The 12,094-nt window shown below is 35.5% G+C and carries 12 protein-coding genes; 9 read left to right on the top strand and 3 right to left on the bottom strand.

The genetic code is table 11. The features are described 5' to 3' along the window. Positions 1–123: 123 nt before the first annotated feature. Positions 124–471: a transcriptional regulator gene (locus CKK03_RS21085; protein WP_218962819.1), complete on the top strand. Its 348-nt coding sequence runs from the start codon at positions 124–126 to the stop codon at positions 469–471. Between the two features lie 181 nt (positions 472–652). On the opposite strand, the gene CKK03_RS21080 is transcribed toward CKK03_RS21085, so the two are convergent. Further along, positions 653–1,141, bottom strand: a complete 489-nt coding sequence (locus tag CKK03_RS21080) for an SRPBCC domain-containing protein (protein WP_099364472.1) — start codon at positions 1,139–1,141, stop codon at positions 653–655. A gap of 316 nt (positions 1,142–1,457) precedes the next feature. On the opposite strand from CKK03_RS21080, the gene CKK03_RS21075 reads away from it, so the two are divergent. From CKK03_RS21075 to CKK03_RS21040, 8 genes are all read left to right on the top strand, one after another. Continuing rightward, a complete protein-coding gene (locus CKK03_RS21075; RefSeq protein ID WP_099364471.1) occupies positions 1,458–1,850 on the top strand; it encodes a response regulator in 393 nt (130 codons plus the stop codon). Positions 1,851–2,606: 756 nt separating this feature from the next. Then, the gene (gene brnQ / locus CKK03_RS21070) at positions 2,607–3,914 is read left to right on the top strand and encodes a branched-chain amino acid transport system II carrier protein (RefSeq protein WP_099364470.1); all 1,308 of its coding nucleotides are present in this window, start codon (positions 2,607–2,609) and stop codon (positions 3,912–3,914) included. 562 nt (positions 3,915–4,476) lie between these two features. Continuing rightward, positions 4,477–4,788, top strand: a complete 312-nt coding sequence (locus tag CKK03_RS21065) for a hypothetical protein (protein WP_180271346.1) — start codon at positions 4,477–4,479, stop codon at positions 4,786–4,788. A 360-nt stretch (positions 4,789–5,148) separates the two neighbouring features. Then, entirely contained in the window at positions 5,149–5,415 is a 267-nt protein-coding gene (locus CKK03_RS21060) for a hypothetical protein (RefSeq protein WP_099364469.1), read from the top strand. Further along, positions 5,415–5,711, top strand: coding sequence for a type II toxin-antitoxin system RelE/ParE family toxin (locus CKK03_RS21055; protein ID WP_099364468.1), 297 nt, complete (start codon positions 5,415–5,417; stop codon positions 5,709–5,711). The genes CKK03_RS21060 and CKK03_RS21055 overlap by 1 nt, the downstream gene beginning before the upstream one ends. Positions 5,712–6,326: 615 nt before the next feature. Further along, entirely contained in the window at positions 6,327–7,088 is a 762-nt protein-coding gene (locus CKK03_RS21050; protein ID WP_099364467.1) for a Nif3-like dinuclear metal center hexameric protein, read from the top strand. Positions 7,089–7,130: 42 nt separating this feature from the next. Next, on the top strand, positions 7,131–7,868 hold the full coding sequence (gene truA / locus CKK03_RS21045) for a tRNA pseudouridine(38-40) synthase TruA (RefSeq protein WP_099364466.1): 738 nt from the start codon (positions 7,131–7,133) through the stop codon (positions 7,866–7,868). A gap of 203 nt (positions 7,869–8,071) precedes the next feature. Further along, complete coding sequence (locus tag CKK03_RS21040) at positions 8,072–9,304, top strand: multidrug effflux MFS transporter (RefSeq protein WP_099364465.1); 1,233 nt, start codon at positions 8,072–8,074, stop codon at positions 9,302–9,304. A gap of 107 nt (positions 9,305–9,411) precedes the next feature. Here the strand turns inward: CKK03_RS21040 and CKK03_RS21035 are convergent, their stop codons facing one another. Both CKK03_RS21035 and CKK03_RS24200 read right to left on the bottom strand, forming a co-directional pair. Continuing rightward, positions 9,412–9,885 carry a heme-degrading domain-containing protein gene (locus CKK03_RS21035; protein ID WP_142354047.1) on the bottom strand — a complete coding sequence of 158 codons (474 nt, stop codon included), beginning with the start codon at positions 9,883–9,885 and terminating at the stop codon, positions 9,412–9,414. Positions 9,886–10,215: 330 nt separating this feature from the next. Then, entirely contained in the window at positions 10,216–11,937 is a 1,722-nt protein-coding gene (locus CKK03_RS24200; RefSeq protein ID WP_099364463.1) for an ABC transporter ATP-binding protein, read from the bottom strand. Positions 11,938–12,094 lie beyond the last annotated feature (157 nt).

Below are 12,094 nucleotides of genomic sequence, written 5' to 3'. Positions count from 1 at the left end.
ATTTGATTGTTCAATTGAACTATATTAAAAATTTTTTTAAAGGAGTTAGAATACACAGGATGGAAACGCTCTTTATTGAAAAAGAAATTAACGTATATTGTATAACCGCTAAGTCTTTTCCAAATGAAGTTTTGGAGGCTCATCAGAAAACTTCATAAGATGATTCCTTTTTCGGAAGAAAGAAGGTACTTTGGTTTATCAAGGCCGGAAAATGGTAAGATTGTGTACAAAGCAGCTGCAGAAAAATTAGAAAAAGACGCAGAGGAAAAAAATGAATGCGAGTCTTTCATTATTAAAAGTGGTAACTACAGAACCATTACCATATTGAACTTTAAAAATGATTCACAAGGTATAGGAACAGCTTTTGAAAAGCTAATTTCATATTCCGACATTGATCCTAATGGCTATTGCATCGAATGGTATTTTAATGATCAAGATGTGAAGTGTATGGTCAGGTTAATAGATAATTAATTGAATTTTGTATCCAGGAAATGGGTTGCGAATGGAGAACTCATTTCAAAAAGGAGACCTTCTTAGTTCAGGAACAGGGTAAATTACTACCAAACTCAAAGCACAAGTAATTTATTGAAGGATAGTTTAAATAACAAAAACACCGGTTGTCGGTGTTTTTGTTATGGCTATATTCAACGGTTTATATTTCTGTTAAGTATTCTTCTAATTGATTAAAGGTTCCAGTATATCCTGCCTGAGCCATCTCTTTTGAATCGTCGAAGGTTTTATTTTCTTCAACAGTCGGGGATACAGGAGCGACAATCATCGTAAGAGTTGTTTTTCCATCGTCTTCGGTTAGCGTGATGGTATTCAGAGTTTGCATAGGCCAATTTGCGTCAAATGGTGCACGTACAGTGTTACCTTCTTCATCAGAAAAGAAACTCGTGTAAATGATTTTCTCTGGCGGAATAATTTCATTGTATAAAAATTTAACCCACATTATGTTGCCGTCGGCAGGTTTTTGGCTATAGTGAAAGACACCACCTGAACTGAAATCTGATTTAGAAACCTCGAATGCCCATCCTTTTGGTCCCCACCAGTTCTTTAGGTGTTCTGATTCAGTTAATGCCTTAAATATAAGTTCACGCGGGGCGTTGAAAGTATGAGTAGTTTTGATTTGAGTTGACATTGTGATTCCTCCATATTTTAGTTTTCAAAGGTATTTATAGAAATACTTAATATGAGTTTAAATGGTACGAAGGCTTTCAAGGAATTGTAAAAATGTTTAATTTGGACTTTGTCTGTTTGGTTATTATTATGTTAGCCATTAAAATTGGATTTTACTACCTCAAATACTACCTTTTCCTTATTGCTATTAAATGTATAGGAACCCTTCTAATAATAGAAATAAGAACACCTTCCTATTTGAATAGGAACAACAGGTGATTCTTTTTTTTATAAATTCCGTCAAAATTAGCATATAGGTTGAAAAGGGGATGGCGAGCTTGAGAAAAACAGTATTAATTGCTGACGATTCATTATTTATGAGATCTTATTTAAAAAGAATAATAGTCAGAGAAAACTATAAAGTTATCTCGGAAGCTAGCAATGGAGAAGAGGTTGTTCTCCAATATAAAAAATTCTTACCAGATATTGTTTTTATGGATATAACAATGCCTAAAGTCAACGGTATTAACGCGCTAATTGAAATTAAAAAATTTGATCCTAATGCAAAAGTTATTATGTGTTCCTCATTGGGGCAAAACTCATATATTATAGATGCGATTAGAAACGGAGCTACAGATTTTATTGTAAAACCTTACTTCAATAATCTAGTTAATATATTAAGGAATACCGAATATCTCCACTGTAACTCAAACAGATTGAAAGTAAAGTAGCAAAAGAAGGAGTCCAAACAGGCCGTATGGCCGATGCTGAGGGCTTGTATTTTGAGAAGGTTGGTTTTTAAAAAATCGCTACATTTATTTCAACAGATGTTTAATCACCAGCATCTCATGTGTTGCCACATTTACTGGATATGTGGAGTGAGTATCGCAGTTAATTTTCAAGTAAATCTGCAATTACTGCTCAAATCCATGGAGTGCGTAGCAAAAACCATAAGATCTATGTAACCATAAATAAACATTTGCCAAATAAAATATAGTTTTAATTAAAGGGCCTGACCCCCATCGTACTAAAGCGTTAGCGTACTGAGTGTCAGGCCCTTCTTTTTTGCGTGGAAACTATTTGTGAAACAAGAATTTTCGGGTCGTCACTGTGACGTATCTCTTTCTATTTTACTCGTGTGACCCGCAGTAAAATCTTTTGTTCTTTAAATTTCAACTATTGCAAAATTTGTGGTATATTATAAAAATATTTGTCTAACAAAATATGACTCGTATGAATGCCAATAAGTAAAGAACTTATAACAGGTTAATTAAACCTCTTAAGAACACAACGAGGCTACCCTACCTTGGGTTAGTGTGCACAACGGTAGGTGAAGTGCATCCGAATTTTTCAGAAAAGGTGGAATAGTAAAATCTATTATTGGAAGACGATAGTTTATACTATTACTTAATATTTGTGAAATATGTACTACTTAGAAAGTGGATTCAAGCAAATTATGACATTAAAAGAGAAGGGCTGATTTACATATGAAAAAAACTCTAAGAGATAGTAGTATTATTGGGCTTGCGCTTTTTGCCACATTTTTTGGGGCCGGGAATTTAATTTTCCCACCATTTTTAGGGCTACAGTCCGGGACGGGCTGGCTTAGCGGAAACATCGGATTCATTATTTCAGGTGTCTTTTTCCCTATACTAGCGATTTATATTATATCCCATGCTGGTGGTACTGTTGATCAATTGACTAAAAAAGTGCATCCTAAATTTTCGCAATGGATACTACTAGGCATAATGTTATTTTCAAGCTTTATTGCCATACCGAGAACGGGGGCTGTTACCCATGAATTAGGTTTTCAGGCAGTTTTCCCATCGATTCCTGCAGCACCTATTGTCATCATTTTCTTCGCGTTAACTTATTATTTTGTAAATGACAGGAACAACGTTATCGATAAAGTGGGAGCTTTTTTAACACCTGCATTAGTTGTCATTTTAATTGCTATCATCATAAATGGAGTCATAACGCCAGTTGGACAACCAGTTGACACAGAAATTTCAAGTAGTTTTGTTAATGCATTTCTTGGCGGATATCAAACAGGAGACTTATTAGTAAGTTTTATGGTTGCTAGTGTGTTTATTTCACATCTTTTTGGCAAAGGATACCGGTCTGATAAGGAAAGAAATAAAATGATTGCATTTGCCGGGCTTATCGCCTTTACCTTTTTAGTTATCATTTATTCAGGGCTTTTATATTTAGGGGCTTCAGCTAGTGGGGTGTATCCTCAAAACATAGATAGGGCCGAACTATTATTAGGTATTGTAGAATCGATATTAGGTAAAGGCGGGCTCTACGGATTAGGGATCGTGGTGGCATTAGCATGTCTAACTACTGCGATTGGTTTGACTACAGCTGTTGCGCAATTTTTTGATAGTTTAACAAATGGAAAGCTAAGTTATAAAACAACGGCGGCCATCGTTTGTGTCCTTGGCATTGCCATTGCATTATTAGGTGTAGACCGAATCGTATTTTTAGCAACACCGCTTTATGAGGCAATCTATCCGGTTTGTATCGTGGTCATATTGGTTGGGATCTTCCATAGGCACTTACCAAACGCTGCCTCCTTTCAGGGTGCCGTGTTATTAACAGTGATTATTAGCGTAGCAGAAGCTATGACATCAGCCGTAAATATACCATTTTTATCTCGTTTAATTGGGATGATTCCATTGAGCAATAATGGGTTCGCGTGGCTAATTCCAGCAATAATTGGATTCATCGGTGGAGCAATCATTGGAAGATTTATTGAAAAGGAAAAAGCTACAGGGCAGTCGATTACAAATTAAATTACATCCTCGAATTTTCAAAATAAATACACGTCCCTCTTCCCAAAGGAATAGGTGACGTGTGTTTAGTTTTTATCAAAATCATATACACTAGCATTGCATAAAACATTAATATCCTACTCACGCATTCTTTAACTTCCCAATTGTATAAATTGAGGCACTGGTATAACAAGGATTGGGCTTATTGCCTATCGCATATGCGTGGAACTATTTGTGAAACAAGAATTTTCGGGTCGTCACTGTGACGTATTTTAAGGTATTGACAATTTTTACAGATTATGAAACTATTAAATTATCAACTACACTTTCATTTCATTTTCACACTTCAATTAGATGTTCCTCTTGTTTTTATACCCTGTAACTAACATTTCCAGGATCAATTTCTAAACTATATTTTTACTTTATTCTATTTTCCCCTATTATACTTTTTTCAACTAACAATATTTATTAAAGTTAAGACTGAAAGGAGTGGTAACGAATGTAAACTAATTATAATATTCATAGATATTTTAAGTTGAGAATACTATATCTGGCAATTTATGCTTATTGAAGGAGGAAAACTATGAGTCATGATATTTTAGGTTTTGATAAAGCGGGAGAAGAAATTGCTTATGCACGTTTTAGCATGGGTAACTATAATGCTACTATACTCTACGATTTATTAGATGCAAATAATTACTATGCTGGAGTTAGTGGGTCTGGTGATAGTTCAAACTTTTCAATAAAACAAATAGAAAACGCCTTGAATTCTTACGATCAATTATATAAACATTCTCTTCCGGAATCTTGGGATCAAAAACAAATTCTATTGTTTTTACAGAATTGTTTAGCAACAGCACGAAAAGAGGGTAGTGTAGCAGTGTTTTTTGGCTAGTATTTTCAGATCGTTTACTGAATCTTTTGTTTTACCACACACTTTAGTAACAATTCATTTCATTTTTATTCGTCTTCCCATTCCTTCCAGTCTTAAAACTTTCCTTTTAAATCAACAACAAAACATCACCACTTGAGCAACGGCAATTCGACATGGAAAAATGTATAAAAAACTACATTCAAAAAATCAAAACCGTGAGTTATATATCTTTCACACGAAAAATGAAGAAATAAAGGTAATTGACCAGCCTTATTTAGGAGTACGGCGGAGTATGAAAATGAGATATAGCCTGCAATAACTTCTTGCTTTTTTAAAACTTTTGAAAGATGTTATACTGAATAAAAAAAGGATGGTGATTTTATGAATAAAGTTTTCTCATCAGCAGAACTTCTAAAATATATTGATAAAATGGATCGCGATAATTCAGTTGTGCAATTTACCATTCCGGGAAAGGGTCGGTTTACTCTTGTTCTACAAGAGGAGGATGACCAGCCAATATTTGCAGATGTAAAGAAAAACCCACAGCTTGACATTATGTTTAAAGAAAGTGAAGCACAATACAAGGAAGGACTTGGAATTACCACAACAGACCTATTAAAGTCATTTTCTAAAAAGGATTTCATGTAATGAAAACCCGTAAAGTTATATGGACTCCTGCTGTTAGGAAAAAGCTTGTTGAATTTAGAAGTCCAAGATTTACGCCGGAAGAAACAATGGATTTTATTTCTCAGTTTGTTTTAGAAACGGAAGATTTATTAAATATTCCTCTGATAGGAAAGGCTTATACGGAGGAATTTGGTATTTATAAAGGAATATCGAGGATGGTTATTAGGAAATTTCAAGTTTATTTTGAACAATTCAATAATGATGTTATTATAATCGCTGTTTTGTTTCCAGGTGAGAATAAGCAACCTGGATATTAGACTAACCAATCAGACCCTAATTAAGGAAAGAAAATTAACAATGAACCCCATCAACAACGTCTCACGTACCGCCACAAACACTCCACAAACAGAAACAGTTGCAAAGTAAGTATTACTGAATTAAGAACTGGTTTCTTTTTCTTCAATGTGAAAACTATAAGTGAATTTCAGGTAATAAAAATAAATAATAAATTTATTAAGTAAAAAAGTAATCAGTTACTGAATCTCTTAATTTGGAAGGAAGAGATAGGTGTGGAGATTTTTGAAGACTGCCTAACCTAAATAAACATTACCGATTTTCGAATCTGATTTAATTTCATCCCGGTTTTTCCTCATAAGGAAACCGGGAATTTTTCTTTTCTGTTCAATAGAAAATCAATTTGGAAATGTCAGTGCCTGACCCCCATCGAACTAAAGCGTTAGCGCACTGGGGGACAGGCCCCTGTTCATGATAGCTTTGAGTTTTTAGAAAGAATATATTTCATTGTTTTCGTCTAGGAAATATATGGATATGATAAAATGGCTAAGGGATAAGAACTTAGAAAAATTCAAATTACAACCAAGGCAATAATAAGAGTTAAAGGCAAAACATGATGAAAACGTGGAGGTAAATACATGGATGTTTCCTATATTGTTGAACGAATTAATGACCTTTTTAATATATCAAATAAGGAAATTTATTTTAGTGAATCTGGGATTACATACCAAGCTGATATAAAAGTAAAAAAAGTAGGGTACTGTGTTAACCTAACGCTTGAAACGATAGAGGAAGCAAGAATTCATGGTGTTGATATGATGGTGACACACCACGATGCATGGGATGAGATATATGGATTAAGAGAGGCATGCATTGAAAAACTAGCGGAGTATGGGATAAGTCACTATTATAACCACTTGCCACTGGATGACTGTAACTTTGGAACAAATGATAGTTTATTAAATAAGTTAAATTTAGAAATTGTTAAAAGAACCCATGAATGGGAAGGTTTATATTTTGGTAGAATTGCAGAATATGATCAGGAAGTTGAATTTGATGAATTAGTAAAAAATATTGAAAGTCTACTTGGAGAACCAGTAAACTCTTGGCAGTTTAACGACAATAAGATAAAGCGAGTGGGCTTAGTCTGTGGAAATGGAGCACCAACTGCTTGCCTCAAGGAAGCAGTTGAAAATAAGTGTGATGTATACATTACAGGTGAATGTAATTTGTATACGATTCAATATGCGCAGTTTAAAGGGATAAATCTTATCATTGGGAGTCATACTTTTACAGAATTCTTTGGAATTGAAAGTTTAGCATTGAAATTGAAAGAGAATATAAAAGAACTTGAAGTAGTAAGACTAAATGAAGAGCATTATGAAGCGAATATAAAGTAAGCTATAATAACAGAGAAATACGTAGAACTTAAGGAGAAAGCAATGAACAATTATAAATTAACGATTCAGTATGATGGTGGCCGTTACAAGGGTTGGCAGCGACTTAGTAATAGTGACAATACGATTCAAGGGAAAATTGAAAATGTATTAACAGAGTTGGCAGGAGAAAAGATTGAAATTATTGGATCTGGAAGAACCGATGCAGGTGTACACGCTCTTGCCCAAATCGCTAATTTTAAGATGCAAAAAAATGCAACGGAAGATGAAGTTAAGCATTATTTAAATAGATATCTTCCCAATGATATTAGCGTTGTGGATGTTACGTTAATTCATGATCGTTTTCATGCACGCTATAATGCGAAGGATAAAACCTATTTGTATAAGATTTGGAACGAGCAATATACACATCCCTTCATGCGAAAGTACAGTATGCATGTGGAAGAAAAGCTCGATATCGAAAAAATGAGAAAAGCATCTCACTTTTTTCTAGGGAAGCATGACTTTACCTCCTATTCCAACGCAAAGTCGAAGAAAAAGTCCATGGTGCGTGAAATATACTTGCTTGAGATCAATGAAAATGCGGGCTTTATCGAAATTAGTGTACGAGGCAATGGCTTTCTTTACAATATGGTGAGGAAAATTGTAGGCACGCTAATTGAAGTTGGATTAGGAGAAAAAGACGCTGCTGCAATACCAAGTATTCTGGAATCAAAAGAAAGAATTCAAACAGGTCGTATGGCGGAAGCGGAAGGGTTGTATTTGGAGAAGGTTGGTTTTTAACTTTGGGAACACCTGTCCCTCCGTCCCTTCAAAAGAAAATGGAATTATTAGTGAAAAATTCATTCTAACGTTATACAATAGGTGAATAATTTAATTTTCCTTTCAACAATAACCATTTACCTATTCATCCTACTTAATAAATATTTTAATAGCTGTTAATTTGAAAGGTTAATAGAAAATTCTATGTAGAAAGGCGTTAAGACATGAATACATTAACAAAAAAGAAACGATTACAGGTTGCTTTTCTTCTGGGATGCCTTTCAATTTTGGGTCCATTTACAATAGATACGTATTTGCCTTCTTTTCCAACTATTGTGAATGATTTTCATACAAATGCTTCTTTAGTTCAAATTAGTTTAACCACTTGCTTGTTAGGGTTGGGCTTGGGGCAGTTAATCATAGGACCAATGAGTGATGTGCAGGGGCGTCGTAAACCATTGCTTATTTTTCTCAGCTTGTATTTACTATCATCGTTGGCATGTGCGATAGCACCAAATATCTATACGTTTATTGTTTCCCGATTTGTTCAAGGTTTTGCAGCTGCAGGTGGAATTGTCATTTCGAGAGCGGTTGTTCGAGACCTCTACAGCGGAAAAGAACTAACGAAGTTTTTTGCTACGTTGATGTTGATCGGCAATCTTGGCCCGATTATCGCACCGATAACAGGAGGTGCTATCCTCGCTTTTGCAGATTGGAAAGGTGTTTTCCTTGTTTTAGCTGTTATTGGTATGGCTTTAATTCTAGTAGTTTCCTTTAAATTGGAAGAAACTTTGCCTATTGAAAAGCGTGTACCAAGCAATTTTACTCAAGTAGTTAGGAATTTTGGAGCTTTATTAAAGGACCGAGAATTTGCAGGTTATGCTTTTACACAAGGTTTTATTGTTGCTGGAATCTTTGCTTATGTATCCGGTATATCTTTTGTCTATCAAAATATTTATGGCGTATCTCCTCAAGTATTTAGTTTGTTATTTGGTATAAATGGTATTGGATTAATCATTGGTACCCAAACTGTAGGTCGATTAACGGTTTTTTCGGAGAGATCTTTTTTAAAGATAGGTTTATTTATTTCTAATAGCGGTGCTATATTATTGCTAATAGCTATTCTATTAAAGGCACCATTAGTTGCTGTAGCTATTCCTATTTTCTTTATCGTAACTTCCATAAGTATTATTGGCACATCGTCTTTTTCTTTGGCAATGGAAACAAAGGGACATATTGCAGGAAGTGCATCTGCACTATTAGGTGTTTTGCCATTTTTACTCGGATCGTTAACAGCTCCACTGGTCGGAATAGCAGGAGAATATACAGCCATTCCAATGGGAATCATTATCTTTTCAGCAAGCTTTATGGCGTTTTTATCCTATTTTGTATTAGTAAGAAAATCAACTTTAAAGGTAAATTCTTCAAAACAAGTAATCAATAATAATAGTCTTTAATGTAATGGATAAAGTATATGGAATATAAAACACCTTTCTATTCAAACGCTTGATTAGAAAGGTGTTACTCTATCTATAAATAAATGATGCAAGTACCTGTAGAATCTTTATTTTTGCAAATATTCTTGAATGGCGCTGACAACCATTGCATGATCCTCTTCCGGTGCTAACCCTGATACTGTTATAGCACCGATGACACCCGTTGATTTTAAAGTAATGGGAAATGATCCGCCGGATTCAGCATAGTCATGAGATTGTAATGCAAATCTCTGACATAAGTCTTGCTCCCTTATTTTCATTAAAAGAGACATTTGATAGGAACTTTTAAAAAAGCGGTAAACCACATTTTCTTTTCTTCTTAGCCAGTTATCATTATCAGGAGTCGCCCCGTCTAATGAGCAGTGGAAAAGTTGCCGTCTGTTCACAGAAATATTAACCCCTATCTTTAAATTCTCCTGCTTAGCTTTTTGGTAAAGACGAGTTCCAATTTCCATAGCATCGTCACTTGTAAAAGAATCAAAAATTAACTCCGCTTCCTGCTGTTGTACTTCACTCATCAAACTTGTTAAAGCTTTATCCATGTTAACACCATACCCCTTAGCTTTTTTTAGAATCTTATTGATAACGTTATCATAATCTTTAACAATAGAAAACACTTTGGAATTTAGTTGCTTAATACCTTTTTGCACGTACTACATTTTGGGATGGATCTATCAGCTCAAACCTCTTTATATATTAAAATGATTTTATTGCCAATTGGTGGAATACTGAATGGATTCATTCTTAATGCCTATCACTACTCGTGGAACTATTTTGTGAAACAAGAATTTTCGGGGCGTCACTGTGACTGAAATGGCCACTGAAATGGCCACTGAAATGGCCTGTTCCTATAATAGAAACAGGCCAAATTATTATTTCAACACAAAATGCCCAGGCTTTACTTCCTGCAATTCATTTTGACTGAAATCAAAACGAGGCATTTCCGGTATTTCTTGCTTTAGTTTATTCGTCTCGACTGCGGGGTCTGGAACTGGAATGGTCGCTATCAGCGATTTCGTGTACGGATGAAGCGGGTCACTGTAAAGCTCTTCACTTTCGGCAAGTTCAATAATTTTTCCGGCATTCATAACTGCTACACGGTCGCTGATGTGTTTGACCATTGAAAGATCATGAGCGATAAATAAGTAGGTTAGCCCTAGCTTTTTCTGCAAGTCTTTTAATAAGTCCACGATTTGTGCTTGCAAGGATACATCCAATGCAGATAATGGTTCATCACATACAATGAATTTCGGGTTAACTGCAAGTGCCCGAGCGATTCCGATCCGTTGCCGTTGACCGCCTGAAAATTCATGAGGGAATCTGTCCGCATGTTCTTTATCTAAACCTACAAGCTCTAATAACTCCTCAACCCGTGCCTTACGCTCTGCTTTGTTCTTCACTAAATGATGAATATCCAAGGAATGTCCGATAATATCCAGAACCTTCATTCGTGGATTGAGTGAAGCATAAGGATCTTGGAAAATAATTTGGATTTCCTTACGCAATTGCTTCAGTTGTTTCTTATTTAACCGATTGATCGCCATCCCCTTATAAAGAATTTCCCCTTCCGTTGCATCCTGCAAACGCAATAGCAATCTTCCTGTTGTCGATTTTCCGGATCCGGATTCTCCAACGAGCCCCAGTGTTTCACCTGCATGTATTGAAAAACTAATTGAGTCCACTGCTTTTAATGTTTTTCCACCACCAAGTGGATAGACTTGTTTTAATTTCCTTACCTCAATTAACGGACGGTTCGGATTGATATCTTCTGGGAGGTCAATCTCGCCCTTAGGATGTTTCTTTTCATCTAGCCGAGGCAGGGCATTCAACAGTTTTTTTGTATAAGGATGATTTGGCGAGGAGAAAATCTTCTCCGTGGTATTTCTTTCAACGATTTCCCCTTTTTTCATGACAACAACCCGGTCGCACATCCCGGCAACGACCCCTAAATCATGGGTGATTAAGATAATGGATGTGCCAAACTGCTTTTGCATTTTTTTCATTAAACGTAAAATCTGTGCCTGAATCGTTACGTCGAGGGCCGTTGTCGGTTCATCGGCAATCAATAGCTTTGGCCGGCAGGCGAGTGCCATGGCAATCATGGCCCGTTGCCTCATACCTCCTGAAAACTCATGCGGATATTGATTGTATCGTTCTTCAGGATTTTTAATACCGACTAAATGCAGCATTTCAATAGACTCTTGTCTGGCATCTTTTGCTGAAAGACCTTGATGTTTGATTAAAACTTCATCGATTTGTTTCCCGACTTTAATAGTCGGGTTTAATGACGACATCGGGTCCTGGAAAATCATACTGATTTCTTTTCCGCGGATTTTTTCCATTTCACTATCTGTAAAAGTAGAGATTGGTTTACCATCAAATTCAATTGAGCCTTCTGTCATTAATGCTGGTGGAGAAGGGAGCAGCTGCATAATCGACCTTGCAGTTACACTTTTCCCAGAACCGGATTCTCCGACAATACCAAGTGTTTCCCCTTTGCGGACATCAAATGTAACGCCTTTGACAGCTTCGAAGACTTCATTATTAGAAAGGAAAGAGATATGCACATTGTTGACTGTTAATAATTTTTCCATATTGAATTGCCTCTATTTCTAGTAAAAATATATTTTAATTTTTATAAGTTGACATCTTTTCATATCATCACTATACTTTATTTCTGTTACAGGTTTTAATATACACTAAACCACTAGGAATAATCAACGATAAGAATTTTTCGAAAGAGGGGGGGAT

Origin of the sequence: Fredinandcohnia onubensis, from assembly GCF_002734215.1 — a bacterium.
GTDB lineage: Bacteria > Bacillota > Bacilli > Bacillales > Bacillaceae_L > Ferdinandcohnia > Ferdinandcohnia onubensis.
The sequence above is the reverse complement of the archived record's forward strand: the minus strand, read 5'-3'. Positions and strand labels throughout refer to the sequence as shown.

Coding starts and splice junctions, on each gene's coding strand:
- CKK03_RS21035 (WP_142354047.1), bottom strand. CDS start 9,885: ATGGATAAAGCTTTAACAAGTTTGATGAGTGAAGTACAACAGCAGGAA.
- truA (WP_099364466.1), top strand. CDS start 7,131: ATGAACAATTATAAATTAACGATTCAGTATGATGGTGGCCGTTACAAG.
- CKK03_RS21065 (WP_180271346.1), top strand. CDS start 4,477: ATGAGTCATGATATTTTAGGTTTTGATAAAGCGGGAGAAGAAATTGCT.
- CKK03_RS21040 (WP_099364465.1), top strand. CDS start 8,072: ATGAATACATTAACAAAAAAGAAACGATTACAGGTTGCTTTTCTTCTG.
- CKK03_RS21085 (WP_218962819.1), top strand. CDS start 124: ATGAAGTTTTGGAGGCTCATCAGAAAACTTCATAAGATGATTCCTTTT.
- CKK03_RS21060 (WP_099364469.1), top strand. CDS start 5,149: ATGAATAAAGTTTTCTCATCAGCAGAACTTCTAAAATATATTGATAAA.
- brnQ (WP_099364470.1), top strand. CDS start 2,607: ATGAAAAAAACTCTAAGAGATAGTAGTATTATTGGGCTTGCGCTTTTT.
- CKK03_RS24200 (WP_099364463.1), bottom strand. CDS start 11,937: ATGGAAAAATTATTAACAGTCAACAATGTGCATATCTCTTTCCTTTCT.
- CKK03_RS21080 (WP_099364472.1), bottom strand. CDS start 1,141: ATGTCAACTCAAATCAAAACTACTCATACTTTCAACGCCCCGCGTGAA.
- CKK03_RS21055 (WP_099364468.1), top strand. CDS start 5,415: ATGAAAACCCGTAAAGTTATATGGACTCCTGCTGTTAGGAAAAAGCTT.
- CKK03_RS21050 (WP_099364467.1), top strand. CDS start 6,327: ATGGATGTTTCCTATATTGTTGAACGAATTAATGACCTTTTTAATATA.